At 75.4% G+C, this 17,046-nt stretch carries 11 protein-coding genes; 7 read left to right on the plus strand and 4 right to left on the minus strand.

The features are described 5' to 3' along the window. Nucleotides 1–129 precede the first annotated feature (129 nt). Nucleotides 130–1,767, plus strand: a complete 1,638-nt coding sequence (locus tag FRAAL_RS06800; RefSeq protein WP_231861544.1) for a dihydrolipoyl dehydrogenase family protein — start codon at nucleotides 130–132, stop codon at nucleotides 1,765–1,767. Nucleotides 1,768–1,818: 51 nt separating this feature from the next. Here FRAAL_RS06800 and FRAAL_RS33690 read toward each other — a convergent pair whose 3' ends face one another. Together FRAAL_RS33690 and FRAAL_RS06805 are read right to left on the minus strand one after the other, a co-directional pair. After that, nucleotides 1,819–1,962: a GPGG-motif small membrane protein gene (locus FRAAL_RS33690; RefSeq protein WP_165699166.1), complete on the minus strand. Its 144-nt coding sequence runs from the start codon at nucleotides 1,960–1,962 to the stop codon at nucleotides 1,819–1,821. A 38-nt stretch (nucleotides 1,963–2,000) separates the two neighbouring features. Further along, the gene (locus FRAAL_RS06805; RefSeq protein WP_011602756.1) at nucleotides 2,001–3,779 is read right to left on the minus strand and encodes a glycerol-3-phosphate dehydrogenase/oxidase; all 1,779 of its coding nucleotides are present in this window, start codon (nucleotides 3,777–3,779) and stop codon (nucleotides 2,001–2,003) included. A gap of 383 nt (nucleotides 3,780–4,162) precedes the next feature. Between FRAAL_RS06805 and FRAAL_RS06810 the strand changes: the two genes are divergently transcribed. Both FRAAL_RS06810 and FRAAL_RS06815 read left to right on the plus strand, forming a co-directional pair. Next, entirely contained in the window at nucleotides 4,163–5,284 is a 1,122-nt protein-coding gene (locus FRAAL_RS06810; protein ID WP_231861680.1) for an acyl-CoA dehydrogenase family protein, read from the plus strand. A gap of 148 nt (nucleotides 5,285–5,432) precedes the next feature. Next, the gene (locus tag FRAAL_RS06815) at nucleotides 5,433–6,608 is read left to right on the plus strand and encodes an acyl-CoA dehydrogenase family protein (RefSeq protein WP_011602758.1); all 1,176 of its coding nucleotides are present in this window, start codon (nucleotides 5,433–5,435) and stop codon (nucleotides 6,606–6,608) included. Between the two features lie 2,901 nt (nucleotides 6,609–9,509). Here FRAAL_RS06815 and FRAAL_RS31395 read toward each other — a convergent pair. Together FRAAL_RS31395 and FRAAL_RS06825 are read right to left on the minus strand one after the other, a co-directional pair. Continuing rightward, a complete protein-coding gene (locus tag FRAAL_RS31395) occupies nucleotides 9,510–11,156 on the minus strand; it encodes a glycerol-3-phosphate dehydrogenase/oxidase (RefSeq protein WP_011602760.1) in 1,647 nt (548 codons plus the stop codon). Continuing rightward, a complete protein-coding gene (locus FRAAL_RS06825; RefSeq protein ID WP_011602761.1) occupies nucleotides 11,153–11,851 on the minus strand; it encodes a TetR/AcrR family transcriptional regulator in 699 nt (232 codons plus the stop codon). Before FRAAL_RS06825 ends, FRAAL_RS31395 begins: the two co-directional genes overlap by 4 nt. A gap of 264 nt (nucleotides 11,852–12,115) precedes the next feature. Between FRAAL_RS06825 and FRAAL_RS06830 the strand changes: the two genes are divergently transcribed. The 4 genes from FRAAL_RS06830 to FRAAL_RS31400 all read left to right on the plus strand — a co-directional run bounded on the left by FRAAL_RS06830 (nucleotide 12,116) and on the right by FRAAL_RS31400 (nucleotide 16,543). After that, nucleotides 12,116–13,783, plus strand: coding sequence for an FAD-binding oxidoreductase (locus FRAAL_RS06830; RefSeq protein WP_011602762.1), 1,668 nt, complete (start codon nucleotides 12,116–12,118; stop codon nucleotides 13,781–13,783). A 103-nt stretch (nucleotides 13,784–13,886) separates the two neighbouring features. Further along, the gene (locus tag FRAAL_RS33695; protein WP_011602763.1) at nucleotides 13,887–14,042 is read left to right on the plus strand and encodes a hypothetical protein; all 156 of its coding nucleotides are present in this window, start codon (nucleotides 13,887–13,889) and stop codon (nucleotides 14,040–14,042) included. Between the two features lie 67 nt (nucleotides 14,043–14,109). After that, nucleotides 14,110–14,844: an SDR family NAD(P)-dependent oxidoreductase gene (locus FRAAL_RS06835; RefSeq protein WP_041938946.1), complete on the plus strand. Its 735-nt coding sequence runs from the start codon at nucleotides 14,110–14,112 to the stop codon at nucleotides 14,842–14,844. Nucleotides 14,845–15,433: 589 nt separating this feature from the next. Beyond that, nucleotides 15,434–16,543 carry an LmeA family phospholipid-binding protein gene (locus FRAAL_RS31400; protein ID WP_231861545.1) on the plus strand — a complete coding sequence of 370 codons (1,110 nt, stop codon included), beginning with the start codon at nucleotides 15,434–15,436 and terminating at the stop codon, nucleotides 16,541–16,543. Nucleotides 16,544–17,046: the final 503 nt, after the last annotated feature.

Genomic DNA, 17,046 nt, shown 5'->3' on the forward strand with positions numbered 1-17,046 from the left:
GGCCGTCCCCCGCCATGCTGCCGGCGGCAGATGACGGTTCGGGGTCGAGGGAATAGCGGGCCCCTTACCACCGCCCGGCCAGCCCCCCCGGCTGCGGTGATCCTGGCTGCGACGGTGGGAGGCACGGACATGGATCCGGACACGCAGGCGGGGGGCACACAGGCGGGGGACACACGGGCGCGGGACGCCCAGGCGCTGGCTGTGCACGCGCTGGAGGCGCGGGTGGATGTGATCGTGATCGGCGCGGGTCCCGCCGGGGAGAACGTCGCCGGCCGGTGCGCCGACGCGGGGCTCGCCGTGACGATCGTCGAACGGGAGCTCGTCGGCGGTGAGTGCAGCTACTGGGGCTGCATCCCGAGCAAGACCCTCATCCGGCCGGGGGAGGTGCTGGCCGCGGCGCGGCGGGTGCCCGGCGCCGCTGCGGCCGTCACCGGCGCGCTGGACCCCGCGGCGGTGTTCGCGCGGCGTGACCGGCTGGTCGGTGGCTTCTCGGACGACTCCCAGGTGCCGTGGCTGACCGACAAGGGCGTGACGCTCGTGCGCGGAACCGGCCGGCTGACCGGCCGGCCGCGTCAGGTCGAGGTCACCGGCGCCGACGGTGATCGTCGGGTGCTGACCGCCTCGCGGGCGGTGGTCGTGGCCACCGGCAGCCGGGCGACGGTCCCGCCGATCCCGGGTCTCGCCGACGCCGAACCCTGGGACAACCGCTCGGCGACCGCCGCCACCGCGGTGCCGCGCCGCCTGGTGGTGCTCGGCGGCGGGGCCGTCGGCGCGGAGCTCGCCCAGGCGTTCCGCCGGCTCGGCAGCGCGGAGGTCACCGTCGTCGAGGGTTCGCCGCGACTGCTCGCCCGGGAGGAGGAGTTCGCCGGGGAGCAGGTACGCGCGGCCTTCGAGGCGGACGGCATCACGGTGCGCCTCGGCACCCGGGCCGTCGACGTACGACGCGGCCGCCCCGACTCCGCGACGTCGCGCGGCCCCGTGACCGTCACCCTCGCCGCCGGGGCGGGGCCGCACTCCGCGGACGATCACGCCGGCAGCGATCGCAGCGGGAGGAGTCACGCTGAGGGCGATCACGCTGAGGGCGATGACTCCGTACGTGATGACTCCATGGGCGATGACTCCGTGGGCGACACCGTCGTGGCGGACGAGATCCTGGTGGCGGTCGGGCGCACCCCGGCGACCGGGGACCTGGGCCTGGCCGCCGTCGGCCTGCAACCCGGCACGTTCATCGAGGTCGACGACCGTCTCCTGGCGGTCGGGGTGGACGGCGGCTGGCTGTACGCGGTCGGCGACGTCTGCGGCCGGGCCCTGCTCACCCACATGGCCAAGTACCAGGCGCGGATCGTCGCCGACGTCATCACCGGCCGCCGGGACGCCGCGGGTGAGCCCGCCCGGGACGTGGCCGACGGCCTCGCCATCCCGCGGGTGACCTTCACCGATCCCCAGGCCAGTGCGGTCGGGCTGACCGAGCGGGCCGCGCGGGAGGCGGGCCTGACGGTTCGGGCGGTCAGCGTCGCGACCGGTGGGGTGGCCGGCGCGTCGGTGCGCGGCGAAGGGATCATCGGTACCTCGAAGATCGTCGTCGACGAGTCCCGGCGGGTCCTCGTGGGCGCGACGTTCACCGGCCCGGATACCCAGGAGATGGTGCACGCGGCGACGATCGCGATCGTCGCCGCGGTGCCGGTCGAGCGGCTGTGGCACGCGGTGCCCTCGTTTCCGACGGTGTGCGAGGTGTGGCTACGCCTGCTGGAGGAATACGGCCTCTGATCCCGCCTTTCGGGCCGCAGACATCCGCCCCGAAGGGCGTAACCACGGGCCTCAACTGAACACCGAAACACCACCCGGGCCGATGAGCAGGCCGACGACGATGAGCACAATGCCGTAGATGAGACCCCCGCGCACGATTGTGACGACCCCCGCGATGACGAAGATCGCCGCGATGATCCAAAGAATGGTGTCCATGCAGGCGTCGTTCCTCGCGTCGGCCCAGTAAAACCCGCTCAGCCGGCTGCCGGCGCGGGGGTGCGGCGTTCGGCCCGACCCAGGCGCACGTCGGGCGCGCCGAGCCGGGCCGCGTCCGCGGTGGCGTCGTCGGCCTGCCGCTGCGAGGCTCGTTCGGCCTGCACCCGGGCCAGGTAGTGCTCGACCTCGCGGTCGCGGGCGGTGACGTCCCAGCCGAGCGTGGGGGCGATGAGCTCGGCGACGTGGCGGGCCGCCTCCACCCCGCGGTCGGGGGTCTCGATCGAGATGCGGGTCCGCCGGGTCAGCACGTCCTCCAGGTGCAGCGCCCCCTCGTGGGTGACCGCGTACACCGCCTCGGCGGCCAGGTACGTCGACGCCCCGGTCAACGGCCGGGCGAGCTCCGCGCGGGACCCGGCGAGCTCCAGCACCTCCTCCGCGAGGGTGCCGTAGCGGTGCAGCAGGTGTTCGATCCACCCGACGTGCAGCCCGGCGCGCCGGGCGAGGCTCTCCCGGGCGTTCCACAGGGCGGGGAAGCCGTCGGCCCCGAGCAGTGGGATCTTCTCGGTGCACGACGCCGGCACCGCCCGGTTCATCCCGCCCACCGCCGCGTCGACGGCGTCGGCGGCCATCACCCGGTAGGTCGTGTACTTGCCGCCGGCGACCATCGTCAGGCCGGGCACGGGGGTGACGACGGCGTGCTCGCGGGACAGCTGCGAGGTGTCCTCGGACTCGCCGGCCAGCAGCGGCCGCAGGCCTGCGTACACGCCGGTGATGTCGTCCGCGGTCAGCGGGGTGCGCAGCACCCGGTTGACGGTGGTGAGCAGGTAGTCGATGTCAGCGCTGCTCGCCGCCGGGTGGGCGAGGTCGAGGTTCCAGTCCGTGTCGGTGGTGCCGATGATCCAGTGGCTGCCCCAGGGGATGACGAACAGCACGCTCTTCTCGGTGCGCAGGATCAGCCCCGTCTCGCCGTGGATGCGGTCGCGGGGGACGACGATGTGCACCCCCTTCGACGCCCGGACCGACAGCCGCCCCCGGCCGCCCACCATCGACTGGATCTCGTCGGTCCACACCCCGGCGGCGTTGATGGTCTGCCGGGCACGCAGCGCGATCTCGTCGCCGGACTCCAGGTCGCTCACGGTGACGCCGGCGACCCGGTCGCCCTCCCGGAGCAGGCCGGTGACCCGCGCGCTGGTCGCGAGCAGCGCCCCGTAGCGCACCGCGGTCCGCGCCACGAACAGGGTGTGCCGGGCGTCGTCGACCTGGCCGTCCCAGTACTGGATGGCGCCGACGAGGGCGTCGGAGCGCAGGGACGGGAAGACCCGCAGCGCCGCCTTGCGGCTCAGGTGCCGGTGGTGGGGCATGGTCCCGTCGCTGCCCGGCGCGATGCGGGCCAGGCCCTGACCGAGGGTGTCGTAGAGCAGCACGCCGCTGCCGATGTAGGCGCGTTCCCAGCCGTGGTGGGTCAGCGGCAGCAGGAACGGGACGCTGTGGACGAGGTGCGGGGCGAGAGTGTCCAGCATGAGGGATCGTTCCCGCAGGGCCTCGCGGACCAGCGGGGCGTTGAGCTGTTCGAGGTAACGAAGCCCCCCGTGGATCAGCTTGCTGGAGCGGCTGGAGGTGCCGGCGGCGAGGTCGCGGGCCTCGACGAGGGCCACCGACAGGCCGCGGGTGGCGGCGTCCAGCGCGACTCCCGCGCCGGTCACCCCGCCGCCGATCACGGCGACGTCCATCATCTCGGTGCGCATCCGGCGCAGCGCCTCGGCCCGGCGGGCGGGATCGAGGCCCGCGGTCGGCGCTGCGAGCCTGGTCGGCGTCATGCGGGTGTCCTCCTTCGGGCGGATCGGGCGGATCGGGCGGATCGGGCGGGTCGGGCGGGCCGGGCGGGTTCGGGCCGGGTGGGCGGGTCCCGGCTTCGTACGGGCGGGTCGGGGCGGTACCGCGGCGACCGCATCCCCATGGTGCCGGCTGGCGGTGACCGGCGCCTGTGCGCGGGTGAACGGCGGGCGTCCGGCGGGGGACGCCGAGGCGTCGCCGGGTTCGGCCGGATCGGCGACCGGCACACCACGCGGTTATCGAGTACTACGGTCTGGACTGAGCCCGGCTCCCGTGGCGGGCACACGCCGACGAGATGGACTGGACCACGTGGATCTGAGCTTATCCCCCGGAGGCGGAGAAGTTCCGCGTCGAGCTGCGCGCCTGGCTGACCGCGAACATCCCCGCCGCCTGGACCGCACCCGGCTTCTGGGCCACCCTCGGCGAGGACGAGGCGTTCGACCTGCGCCGGGACTGGGAGCGGCGCAAGGCGCTGGCCGGGTTCGCCGGGATCGACTGGCCGCTCGAGTACGGCGGGCGCGGCGGCACCCCGGCGATGCGGGCGATCCACGACGCGGAGCTGGTGCGCGCCCGCGCCCCCCGCTCGGTGAACAGCCTCGGCCTGGTCTTCCTCGCGCCGACCGTCATGGCGGTGGGCACCTCGGAGCAGCGGGCCGACATCATCGGGCCGATGCTGCGCAACGAGGTCATCTGGTGCCAGGGCTTTTCGGAGCCGGGCGCGGGGTCCGACCTCGCCGCCCTGCGCACCCACGGGGTGCTCGACGGCGACGAGTTCGTCGTCAACGGCCAGAAGGTGTGGACGACGTTCGCCAGCCGCGGCGACCGGATGTTCACGATGGTCCGCACGGAGCCCGGCAGCAGCCGTCACCGCGGCCTGTCGCTGCTGCTCATCGACATGCACGCCCCCGGGGTCGAGGTGCGTCCGATCCGTCAGATGAGCGGGGTCAGCGAGTTCGGCGAGGTCTTCCTCACCGACGTGCGGGTGCCGGCGTCGCAGTGCCTGGGCGGGGTCGGCAATGGCTGGGCGACGGCGATGCTGCTGCTGTCGTTCGAGCGCGGCGCGGCCGGGATCAGCCAGTACACCGCTTACCAGCAGGCCTACGACGAGATCGTGCGGGTGGCGCGGGCGCTGGGCCGGGCCGGTGACCCGGTGCTGCGTCAGGAGCTCGCCCGCCGCCGGGTCGAGCTGGAATGCCTGCGCTATCAGGCCATGCACGTGCTCACCGAGGTCGAGCGGGGCCGCGACCTGGGGGCGTCGTCGTCGGTGACGAAGCTGCAGTGGTCGCAGGCCTACCAGGGACTGTTCGAGACGTTCGATGAGCTGCTCGGCGCCGACGTCGCCCTGCTGCGGCCGACCGCGGACCTCGACCTGACCGCGCTGCGCCAGGAGAGCTTCTGGACCCGCTCGGTCACGATCTGGGGTGGCTCGTCGCAGGTGCAGCGCACGATCGTCGCCGAACGCGTGCTGGGCCTGCCCCGCGGGTCATAGGCTGCCCGCCCCGCCCCGCCCCGTCCTGCCCGCCCCGTCCTGCCCTCACCTTGCCCTGCTCGTCCCGTCCCGTCCCGTCCTGCCCTCGTCCTCGTCCGTCCCGCCCGGCCCTCGCCCGCCTCGCCCGGCCGTCAGGAGAACCGCGCCCGTGTACTTCGCCCTCACCGACGAGCAGCGTGCCCTCGCCGAGACCGTCCGCGCCTTCCTGGCCGACCGCTTCGATCTTCGGGCGGTTCGGGCGGTCGTCGACGACGAGCAGGGCGACGGCCATCCCGCCGACCTGTGGCGCGCGATCGGGGAGCAGGGCTGGCTGTCGGTGTGCGTGCCGGCGGTGCACGGCGGCCTCGACCTCGGCCTGCTCGACGCCCAGGTGATCGTGCGGGAGTTCGGCGCCGGGGTGGTCCCCGGACCGTGGGCGGCGACCGTGCTCGCCGGGGCGGCCATCCGGCGGGACGGCTCGCCGGAGCAGGCCGCGGCCGTGCTCGGGCCGCTCGGCGCGGGCGAACTCGTCGCCACCGTGGCGCTGCGTGGCCCGGGCGGGCACCTCGGTCGCGGCGGGATCGCCGTGCGCGCCGACGCTGCGGGCCGCCTCGACGGTGCCGCCTCCGGTGTCGAGTACGCCCACGTCGCCGACGTCATCGTGGTCGCGGCCATCGAGCCGGGTGTGTCCGCCGAGCTGGGTGTGTCCGCCGAGCCGGAGGGGCCGACGGGTGCCGGTCATGGCGACGGAGGCGTGGGTCTGTACCTGCTGGAGCGGGGGGCCGCCGGTGTGCGGGTCGACCGGCAGGCGAGCATCGACGCCACCACCCGGCTCGCCGCGGTGACGTTGACCGGGGCGCCGGCCGCCCGCCTGCCGGGCTCGGACGCGGCGGGGCTGGCGGACCTGCTGCGCCGCGGCGCGGTGCTGGCCGCCGCGGACCTCGCCGGCGTCGCCCGGGCGGCGTTGACCCGCACCGTCGCCTACGACACCGCGCGGGTCCAGTTCGGCCGGCCGGTCGGATCGTTCCAGGCGCTGGCCCACCATCTCGCCGACCTGCACGTCGCCGTGACCATGGCGGAGCATGCCGTGCTGTACGCGGCGCACGCCCTCGACGAGGGTGCCCCGGACGCCGACCTCGCCGTCGCCGTGGCCAAGAGCAAGGCGAACCAGGCCGCCGTCGACGCCACTGCCGCGATGGTCCAGTACCACGGCGGGATCGGCTACACCTGGGAGCACGACACCCATTTCTTCTACAAACGCGCGAAACGTCTCGCCGCCGCTTTCGGTGACAGCCGCCAACATCTGGAACACCTCGCCCGGCTCACCGTCGACACCGTGGAGTGAACGGTGCCTCTCGTGTCGAGTGCTCCGGGAAGGCCGGCATCCGCGAAAGGCGGGGCCGGGATGGCCCGGGCCGCTGAAGCCGGTTCGGCCAAAGCCGGTTCGGCCGAAGCCGGTTCGGCGGAAGCCGGGAATGGTGGGATTCCGATTGCGGGCCGACCCGCGGCCCCCGGCGCCACACGGGGGATACCTGCCCCTTGGGTCGGGGGCGATGGCCTTGTCGTCCACACTTGTGCGACATGAACGGACGCTCGGTGCAGGCGCTGTCCACGGTGATGATCCGCTGCACCGCTCGGCTGCGGCTCGCCCAGCTGGGCTACCTGCTGGTCTTCGTCGCCGCCTGGGCCGACTGGTACCGCGCGCACCCGGCGGCGCTGGCCGGCCCGGTGGTCGTGCTGGCGTGGGGCGTGCTGTTCGTCGTGCACCTGCGCCGCCGGCCGTGCCGGGCCATGGCGGTCGCCGACGTGGCCGTGGCGGCCCTCGTCGCGCTGGCCACGGACTGGCTGACGCCTGACCCGTCGCGGGGCGACCCCGCCTCCTTCGCCTTCGTCGGCCTGCTCACCGCCGTGGTGGTGGCGGCGTTCGCCCTGCCGGCGCGGGGGTTCGCCGTGGCCACGGCGGTGCTGGCGGGCGGGCAGCTCGCCGGCGCCACCGACCACCGACCCCAGGTGTTCGCCGCGACGGCGATCCTTCTCGTCGTCGGCGCCCTGCTGCATCACGCCGCCGGGCGGCTGCGCCGGGTCGCGGTGGACGCGGACCTCCAACACCGCGACGTGACCGTCCGGCGGCGCCGGCAGCTCGTCGCCGAGGGACGCGAGCAGGACTCCCGCGAGCAGGAGCGGCTCCTGCACGACACGATCCTCAACACGCTCACCGGCCTGGGCATGAGCGAGGACCAGCCGGCCGGCGACCTGCGCCGCCAGTGCGCGGACAGCGTGCGCGCCGTCGAGGAGCACCTGGCCAGCCGGTCGGGCGTGGGTCCGACCCTCGCGGACCGCATCGACCAGGCCGTCGGCAGCGCGCGCCGCGCCGGCCTGCGGGTCGTGCTGGATGCGGACGCGCCGCAGGACGGGCCGGAGCCGACGGACGAGTGGGTGCCCGACGAGGTCGGTGCCGCCGTGGCCGCCGCGATGGGCGAGGCGCTGCGCAACGTCCGGGCTCATGCCGGCACCGACGACGCCCGGGTGCTCGCCCAGGTCGGCCCCGGCCGGCTGGAGGTGTCCATCGTCGACCGGGGACGCGGGTTCCGGCTGGCGGAGCTGGCCGCGGACAGCCGCCGCCTCGGGTTGCGGCACTCGGTCTTCGCCCGGATGGCGGCCGTGGGCGGCTCCGCCGACCTCTGGTCCGATCCCGGGCAGGGGACGCGGATCACGCTGCGGTGGGAGCTGCCGCAGCCGGTCGCCGCCGAGACGACGTGCGCCGACCGGCTGGAGGAGCAGTTCGCGGCGGCGGCGCGGCGGGCGTTCGCCCTCGCGGTGGTCGTGGGCTGGCTCGCCGCGCTCATCCCGGTGGTCGTGCACCGCGACGAGACCCGGTCGATGCCGGCCGGCGTGGCGATCTGGCTCGCGACGGCCGTGGTCATCGGACTGACCGCCCGGATCGTCGCCCGCCGGCCGCTGGGCCGCCGCGAGTCGGCCGCCGTGCTGCTGACGGCCGTGGCCTCGGCGGTCGCCGGCGCGGTCAACACGGCGGAACCTCCCGGCGAACTGGTCGTGAGCTGGTGCACCACCATGATCAACCCGCTGCTCGTGGCGCTGGCGGTGCTGTCCCGGCCCCAGCGGGAGCGCTACGCCGCCGCCGGGTTCGCGACGGTGGCCATGGTCGGGATCGTCGTCGGCCTCGGCTGTCGGGATGACCCGCTCGTGCTCGCCAGGCTGGCCGCCGCGGTGTATGCGCAGTGGATCATGCAGGTGTTGGTCACGATGTTCGGGCCGGTCCTGCGGGCCAGCGCGCAGGAGCGGGCGCGGGCCGACGACCTGGAGGCCGATCTGACCAGCCGGCGAGTGCTGGACCGCACCGTCCGCCGGGACCGGCGCCGGCGGCTCGACGAGCTGGACGCGCGATTCCTGCCGCTGTTACGCGACATCGCCGCCGGGCGGAGCGATCCAGGCCGGCCGGAGGTGCGTGCCCTGTGCACGGCACGCGCCCGGGCGCTGCGCCGAGATCTCGTCGGCGCCGGCCTCGCCGCGCTGCGCGACCTGGCCGGTCCGATCGAGCAGGCCGAGGCTCGGGGCATCGCCGTCACCGTCCAGATGGACGGCGACCTGTCCGGCCTGCCCGAGCCGGTGCAGCGGGAGTTCTTCGCCCGGATCTCGGCGGTGCTGGCGGCCGTCCGGCAGGGTCCCGTGGTGCTCACCGGCTACCTCGGTGCCGCACAGGCGAGCCTCTACCTGACGTACCCGGCTCGCCGCACCCCGTCCTCGACCGTCCCACCGGCCCCGGCCCCCGCCCCGGCCGCGGCCGCCCGGACAGTTCCGGATGTCCGGCCAGCTCCGGGGGCGGCGGAGCAGGCGACGGTCGACGTTCGGGTGGTCGGGCGGTTCGAGGGGCGGCGGGCCGGGGTGCCGGCGGCGCCGGGCCGTCCCGTTCTCGCCGGGCCGACCCTGGCCGAGTTCGGCCGGGCGGGCGAGTTCGGACCCGGCGGCTCGGGGCTGGTTCGCGCCGGCGGGACGATCGGCGAGGGCGTCGCCTGCATCGAGGTGCACTGGTCCGCGCCCGCCGCGGCCGGCCCCGCCGCCAGTCCGGCCGGGCCCTCGCCCGCCGGCCCGGACGACCAGGCGACGGCGGTCTGCGAGCAACCCGGGTCTTCCGGCGGGTCCGGGCCGGGGGAGGGGCTCGACGGGTACGGCGGTGCCGGCGGATCCGGGGGATCCGGGGGGCTCGGTGGATCCGGTGAGGAGACGGTCAGCGCGCCGTCGCGTGGTCGAACAGCCGGGTGGCGGCGGCGAGCGCCGCGCGGCGCTCGGCGGGAACGAGGCCGATCCGCGAACGGCGGTCCAGCAGGTCCGCCGGATCGAGCGCTCCCTCATGGCGTACCGCGAACACCAGCTCCGCCCCCGTGACCGGCACCCCGTCGACGATCGGCGCGAGCAGCCCGGGATCGTCGTCGGCGACCGCGAGCACGCGCGGCGCCTCCGTGCCGTACCGCTCCACCAGCCGGCGCGGTGCCGCCACCGCGGCGAGCACCGATCGCGGCGCGGCGCCGACGAGCCCGAGCCGACGGGTCCGGCAGGGACCGGCGGCCAGCTCGCCGGCCGCGATCGCCGCGTCCACGGCGTCGGCGGCCATCCGCCGGTAGGTCGTGAGCTTCCCGCCGACGACGGTGACCAGGCCGCCCGGATCGGTGCGGACGAGATGGCGCCGGGACAGGTCCGCGGTGCGCCCCCGGAAGGCGCCGTCGGGCTGGTGGCGGTCGTCGGGCCGGGGGCGGTCGTCGAGAAGTGGGCGCAGCCCGGCGAACGCGCCGAGCAGGTCGGCGCGGTCCAGGGGTGCGGCGAGCACGCTCGACACGACGTCGACGAGCTCGGTGATCTCGCTGTCGTCGGGCTCGGGAACGTCGGTGATCCGATCGACCGGGACGTCGGTCAGCCCGACGTAGACCCGGCCGTCACCCTGCGGGAGTACCAGCGCGAACCGGTTGCGCTCACCCGGCATCGGCACGGACAGCGCCCCGCGGGCGCCGGCCAGGGCGTCCGAGCGCAGGACCAGATGGGTGCCGCGGCTCGGCCGCAGCGCGATGCCGGGCGTCAGGGCCGGGGCCCAGACGCCGGTGGCGTTGACGACGGTCCGGGCCCGCAGCCGGATCTCGTCTCCGGTGCGCTGGTCCCGGGCCGTCACCTCGAAGCCGCGGTGCCGGGCGGCCGCCGGGGCGCCGCCGCCCGTCGCGGCGGGTCCGTCGATGTGCTCGACCCGAAGGCGGGTGAGGATGCGGGCGCCGTGGCCGGCGGCGGTGCGGGCCAGGGCGACGACCAGCCGCGCGTCGTCGACGAGCTGGCCGTCCCAGTACACCAGGCCGCCGCGCAGCCCGGTCTCCCGCAGGGCGGGGGCGAGGCCGAGGGTCTCCACCGCCGTCAGCCGACGCGGCCCCGGCAGCACGGTGTGCGGGGTGCCGGCGGCGCGGCGCAGCACGTCGCCGATCCGCAGCCCGGTGTGCACCAGCGCGGCCCCCGAGCGGGACACCTGGGGCGTCAGCGGGGTCACGATCGGTAGCGCGCGGACGAGGTGGGGCGCGGTGTGCCGCATCAGGATGTCGCGCTCCACCGCGCTCTCCCACGCCACCGCGACGTCGCCGCCGGCGAGGTAACGCAGCCCGCCGTGGACGAGCTTGGAGCTCCACCGGCTGGTGCCGAAGGCAAGGTCGTGCGCCTCGGCGAGGGCGACCGACAGGCCGCGCGACGCGGCGTCCAGGGCGACCCCCGTGCCGGTGACGCCGCCGCCGACCACCAGCACGTCGACCGGATCACCCTCGACGGTGGCGGCCAGCTCCCGGTCGCGCCGCCGCGCGTCCAGGGAGGTGTTGCCCGGCGGGGCCGGCCAGCCGGCGGCCGTCACGGCGTCCCCTCCCGGCCCGGCCCGGCGGCGCCTTCGGCGCTCGCGGGTGGCGCGTGCTTGGCGTCGGGAGCGAGGTAGCCGCGCAGCAGGCGCCGCAGCTCGGCCGCCAGCGTCGCGGCCGGCACCGGCCCGGCGAGGGCGTCGGCCGACAGCACGAACGACTGCACGACGAGCAGCACCATGACCGCCAGCGCCGCCGGCTCCACCGGGCGCACCGTCCCGCTGCGCGCGGCGGCGTCGAGCTGCCCGGCCAGCAGATCGATGATCATCTGCTGGGTGGCGCCGCGCCGCTCGGTCAGGTAGGGCAGCAGCAACTCCGGGTCGGTCTCGATGATCCGCAGGTAGACCGGGTTCGTCCGGAACGCCTCCACGGTCGCGATGATGTGGTCGACGAGGTCGTCCAGGTCGCCACCGGACCGATCGGGGGCGGTCGGGCGCGCCGCCGCCGCGGTGACCACGCGGGTCCACTCCCGGGTCATCACGTCGCCGACCAGCGAGCGCAGGTCCGGCCAGCGCCGGTAGAGGGTCATCCGGCTCACCCCGGCGCGGCGGGCGACCTCGGTCAGCGTCGTGCGGCGAACCCCGACCGCCAGCAGCGACGCCTTCGCCGCGTCGAGGACGGCGTCCTCGCCCGACCAGCGCACGGGACGCCCCGGGGCCGCGGCGGCGTCGAGCCGCCGGTCGGTGTCGAGCATCGTGCGGCCACCCTCCTGGGTCGACTGGCCCCTCGGGCCGACTGCCACTCCTGGGTCGGCTGCCCCTCCTGGGTCGACGCCCTTGCTGGGCCACTGCCGCACCCAGGTCGACGCCGCGATCGTGCACCGGGCGCCGCGCAGAGCGCACCCGCCGCGAGCGTGCCATCGTGGAGGCGAGGCCTTGTGACAATGTTACTTCGACTGTCACACTGTCTCGTGCCGAAGTCCAGCGAGCCGGATCGAGCGGGCGAACCGAGGTGGGCGATGACGAGCACCGGCCAGGCGCGCAGGACCGGCTCGACCGAACCCGTCTGGTGGGGCTGGGGGCCTGCGTCCGCGCACGAGCCACTGCCCGACGAGGTTCGCGGGCTGCTGGCCCGGCTGGGCATCCCCGCGCGGCCCACCGCGCCGGTCCCGCTCGACCAGGTGCGCCTGCCGCCGGCCCGGCTGCCCGTGGTGGCCCGCGAGGCGCTGGCGACGATCGTCGGCTCGGGCCACGTCCACACGCACGACGAGGCGCGCATCCGGCACTGCCGCGGGCGGTCCACGACCGATCTGCTGCGCCTGCGTGCCGGCGACGCCGGGGCCGCGCCTGACGCGGTCGTGCTGCCCGCGGACCACGACGAGGTGCTCGCGGTGCTGCGCCTGGCCAGCCGGGAGCGCATCGTCGTCGTGCCCTTCGGCGGGGGCACCTCCGTCGTCGGCGGCCTCGAACCCGCAAGGCCCGCCGAACGGCCCGTGGTCGCCCTCGACCTGGCCAGGCTGGACGCGTTGGGCCGGGTGGACCGGGAGTCCGGCACCGCCGAGCTCGGCGCCGGGCTGCGCGGCCCGCGGGCCGAGGCGCTGCTCGCCGAGCACGGACTGAGCCTCGGGCACGTCCCGCAGTCCTGGGAGTACGCCACCATCGGCGGGTTCGCCGCCACGCGGTCCAGCGGCCAGGCGTCGGCGGGCTACGGCCGCTTCGACGAGCTGGTCGTCGGGCTGCGGGTGGCGACCCCGGTCGGATCCTGGGAGCTCGGCCGGGCGCCGGCCTCGGCGGCCGGGCCGGACCTGCGCGAGCTGCTGCTCGGCTCCGAGGGCGCCTTCGGCGTCATCACCCAGGTGGTGGCGCGGGTCCGGCCGTTGCCGGCGCGGCGGATCTTCGAGGGCTGGTCGGTGCCGGACTTCGCGACCGGGACGCGGCTGCTGCGCACCCTCGCGGCGGGTGACCTGCGGCCCACCGTATGCCGCCTGTCCGACGAGACCGAGACGGTGGGCGGCCTCGCCCGTCCGCCGCGCCCGGGTGGCCCGGCGGCAGCGACCGGGTCCGGGTCCGGGACCGGGACCGATCTGGCGGATGGTCTGACGGGCGGCTGCCACCTCGTCACCGGGTACGAGGGGGCCGCCCCGGCGGTCGAGCGGCGCGCCGCCGAGGTCGCGGGGGTGCTGCTGGCCGGCGGCGCGCGGCGGCTGGACGCCGCGGCCGGTCCCGACTGGGAACGGGGCCGGTTTCGGGCGCCCTACCTGCGCGACGCCCTGCTCGACCAGGGGATCTTCGCCGAGACGCTGGAAACCGCGGGGTTCTGGGCCACCCTGCCGGCGCTCTACGCGGGTGTGCGGGCGGCGCTGATCGGCTCGCTCGGCGCGGCGCAGCTGTCGCCGGTGGTGATGTGCCATATCTCCCACCTGTATGCGACGGGAGCCTCGCTCTACTTCACCGTGGTGTGCGCGCAGGGCGTGGACCCGATCGGGAGCTGGCGGGCGGCGAAGACGGCGGCCGGCGATGCGATCGTCGCCGCGGGTGGCACGATCACCCATCACCACGCCGTCGGCACCGAACACCGCCCCTGGCTCGATGCCGAGATCGGCGGCCTCGGCGTCGACGTGCTGCGCGCGGTGAAGCGCACCCTCGACCCCGCCGGCATTCTCAACCCGGGGATCCTCGTCGCCTGACCCACAGCCACGCGGCCGCGCCGCCCGCCGGCTCGACCCCCGCCGGCTCGACTCGTGCGTCACACCCGGCTGGGCTACCCCCGATGGTGGGTAGGCAGAGGGCATGGAGACCTTCGGCGCGGTCGTCATCGCTCTGCTGCTCCTGCTGATCCCGGTGATCATCGTCAGTGCCGCCCTCGGGTGGGCCTACGTGCGCTGCGCTCCCCTGCGGGCGGCCAACGCGGTGCAGGCCGCCCGGGACGAGCGCGCGCGAACCTGACCGTCCCGCCGCGGCCGATCTGGCCATCCCCGACGTCTCCTGCCGTCGCCTCGGCCAGGATGTGGGCATGAGCTGCACGGCGCCGCGCGAGCCGGACGCGTCCGAGCCGCCGACGCGTGGCCTCGTCGTGATCGGGCCGGGCACGAGTTTCGGCGTCGAGCTGGTGCGCCGGTACGGGCGGGAGGGCTTCGCGCTCGGAGTCGTCTCCCGCTCCGCCGACACCCTCACCCGGGTGCGCGACGCGCTGGCGGCGGAGGGGCTGACGGTGGCCGGCGCGGTCGCGGACGTCACCGACTCCGCGGCGCTCGCCGGCGCGGTCGAGCGGGTGTCCGCCGAGATCGGCGGGCTCACCGTGCTCGTCTACAACGCCAAGCTCAGCATCCGCGGGGCCGCGCTCACGGTGGCGGCCGAGACGATGAACCAGACCCTCGCGGTGAACGTCACCGGGGCGCTGGCCGCCGTGCAGGTGGCCGCCGGGCTGCTCGACGACCGGGCGGCCGCGACGATCCTGCTCACCACGGCGGGCCCGCGTACCGAACCGGTGGCCGGCCGTTTCGCCCTGGCCGTCGGCAAGGCGGGGCTGGCCGCGCTCGCCGAGGCGCTGCGCCCGACGCTGGCCGCCCGCGGGATCCGGCTGCGCACGGTCGTCCTCGACGGACGGGTGGGCCCGGCGGGCCCGCTTCGTCCCGCGCAGGTCGCGGACCACTTCTGGCAGGCGTTCGCGGCGCCGCGCGGCGACGTGTTCCGGCTGGCACCGGTCAGACGGGACACCGCGGTGGCGCAGCTTCCGCTGGAGGTGTGAGCTGTGCGTGCCGGACCGTGCCGGACCAGCACCGAAGGTGCCTGTTCCGGCTCGATTCGGGTGAGGGTCGGTAATCCGACAAGCCTGATCCGGGATGATCGGACCCGTGGGCCTGCCAGACGCACGTAACGTGCGACGATCCGGCAGAACCTGGTGCATGACAGCCACCAGGCGCAAGACCACACAGCGACGGCGTGCTCCGGCGCGGTACTGGCAGGAGATGGTCCGGTGAACGACGGACGCGACGGTGACGGGCAGGCGGCGGACAGCACGCGCGTGGTGCCCTCCGACGGTGAGGGGACGCGGTCGGCGGGCGCGGCGCCGGCGGCGGGGCAGCGCGCTGTCCGACCGGGGGCGCCGTCCGGGCCGCCCCCGCCCGCCGAGTCGTTCCGTCCGTCGGGCCCGCCCCCGCCGGCCGAGTCGTTCCGGCCGGTGCGCCCGATGGACGCCGCCGGCTCCGGACCCCACGACCGGCCCGTCGCACCGACGACGAGCACGGCGGCCGTGCGCCGTCGAGGCGAGGCCGCGCCCGGCTGGGCCGATCCCGAGGACGGCACCGACGGCACCGACGGCACCATGATCATTGACCGTGGCGGTGTCGCGGCCGCCGGCCAGCCCCTGGCCGGGTTCGACCCGACCCGAGGATCCGCAGCCCGGCTACCCGCAGCCCGGCTACCCGCAGCCCGGGAGTCCGCAGCCCGGGAGTCCGCAGCCCGGCTACCCGCGGTCCGAGCACCAGCAGTCCGGGTACGCGCAGCCTGGCCCTGCTCCGACTGCCTACGACCAGTCCGGCTACGGGCAGCAGCCTGCCCGTGACCCGGGATTCGGGGCGGCGATCGGCCAGGACGGCCCCGCCGGCGCTGGCTTGGACGGGTACGGCGCCGGCGGGGCCGGCCGGGAGGGGTACGGCCCCGGCGGGCCGCCGGCCGATGCCGCTGCCGCCGCGAAGCCGCCACGGCGGCGCCGGCGCGGCCGCCTGCTGGCGATCGTGCTGGTCGTGCTGGTCGTGTTGTTCGTCGTGGGCGACCGGGTCGGCGTGGTGATCGCCAAGGGGCAGATGCGCAAGCAGGTCGAGGCGTCCGTCGCCGAGAACCTCAAGCCCGGCGACCCGGTGCCGAAGGTGACCAGCGTGAGCATCGGCGGGTTCCCCTTCATCACGCAGGTGCTGTTCGGCAAGTTCGACGACATCGGCGTCGGCATCGACGGCATCCCCACTCCCGGGCCGAAGATCTCCTCGGTGAAGGCGCACCTCAAGGGCGTGCACGTCCCCCTCGGGGACGCGCTCACCGACAACGTGGGGCAGGTCCCCGTCGACGACGTGCGGGCCACCGTCGGCATCACCTATGCCGACCTGAACGCCTTCCTCGCGAAGCAGGCGGTCAAGTTCCAGGTCAAGCCGGTGGACGGCGGGAAGAAGGTCGAGCTGAGCGGCACCACCGACGCCCTGTTCGGGCTGGGCAGCACGCAGATCGCCGGTATCACCACGTTCGAGGTCAACGACAACCAGCTCACCCTGGTCCCGTCCGGGCTGTCGATCGCGGGCGGTCTGAACTTCAGCATCCCCTTCCAGTTCAAGGTCCCGATCCCGATCCCGGTGTCCGGGCTGCCATTCCACCTGCAGATAGTCAAGGCGTCGACGAACGCCACCGGGCTGTCGCTCACCGCGACGGCCAAGGACGTCGTTCTCCCGGCATCCTGACCGGCCTGCCGATGACCATGCCCGCCCGTGACCCGATCTTCCCCGGGCGGGCATGATTCCGGTCACATTCTCGGGGTGTCCCGGGGGGCGTCACCTGCCCGAGCGTTCGGGCGCCTCCCGCCTCGACGCCGCCGCGGGCGTCGGCCCGGACCGTCCGCGGTCGTTCGGCCGCCCGTCGCAGCCGGCTGGGCGCAGGCCGGCCTTGCGCCGGTGCAGGGCGCGCACCCAGGCATTTCCCGGACGCGAAGCGAGTGGCCGCGGTCCTGGTGGGCTCGCCATGTGCATCGGTTGGGTACGGACGGTCAGGCGCCCGAATCCGTCCGGCGTCCCCCTCGGTCGGATCTGCGACAGATGCCACTGTCGAGGCTCATCGACCGGCATTCTCATAGGGTGCCGCACGGGAGTCGCGCGTCGTCACCCTCGTCCCCGTGGCACGGCCGCCGCGGTGGCGGCCCGACCTGGGCCGACAGCGGAGAAGGTCCGTGCAGGCAGCCGGCATATCG

Origin of the sequence: Frankia alni ACN14a, assembly GCF_000058485.1 — a bacterium.
GTDB lineage: Bacteria > Actinomycetota > Actinomycetes > Frankiales > Frankiaceae > Frankia > Frankia alni.

Coding starts and splice junctions, on each gene's coding strand:
- FRAAL_RS06800 (WP_231861544.1), top strand. CDS start 130: ATGGATCCGGACACGCAGGCGGGGGGCACACAGGCGGGGGACACACGG.
- FRAAL_RS33690 (WP_165699166.1), bottom strand. CDS start 1,962: ATGGACACCATTCTTTGGATCATCGCGGCGATCTTCGTCATCGCGGGG.
- FRAAL_RS06830 (WP_011602762.1), top strand. CDS start 12,116: ATGACGAGCACCGGCCAGGCGCGCAGGACCGGCTCGACCGAACCCGTC.
- FRAAL_RS33695 (WP_011602763.1), top strand. CDS start 13,887: ATGGAGACCTTCGGCGCGGTCGTCATCGCTCTGCTGCTCCTGCTGATC.
- FRAAL_RS06825 (WP_011602761.1), bottom strand. CDS start 11,851: ATGCTCGACACCGACCGGCGGCTCGACGCCGCCGCGGCCCCGGGGCGT.
- FRAAL_RS06805 (WP_011602756.1), bottom strand. CDS start 3,779: ATGACGCCGACCAGGCTCGCAGCGCCGACCGCGGGCCTCGATCCCGCC.
- FRAAL_RS06835 (WP_041938946.1), top strand. CDS start 14,110: ATGAGCTGCACGGCGCCGCGCGAGCCGGACGCGTCCGAGCCGCCGACG.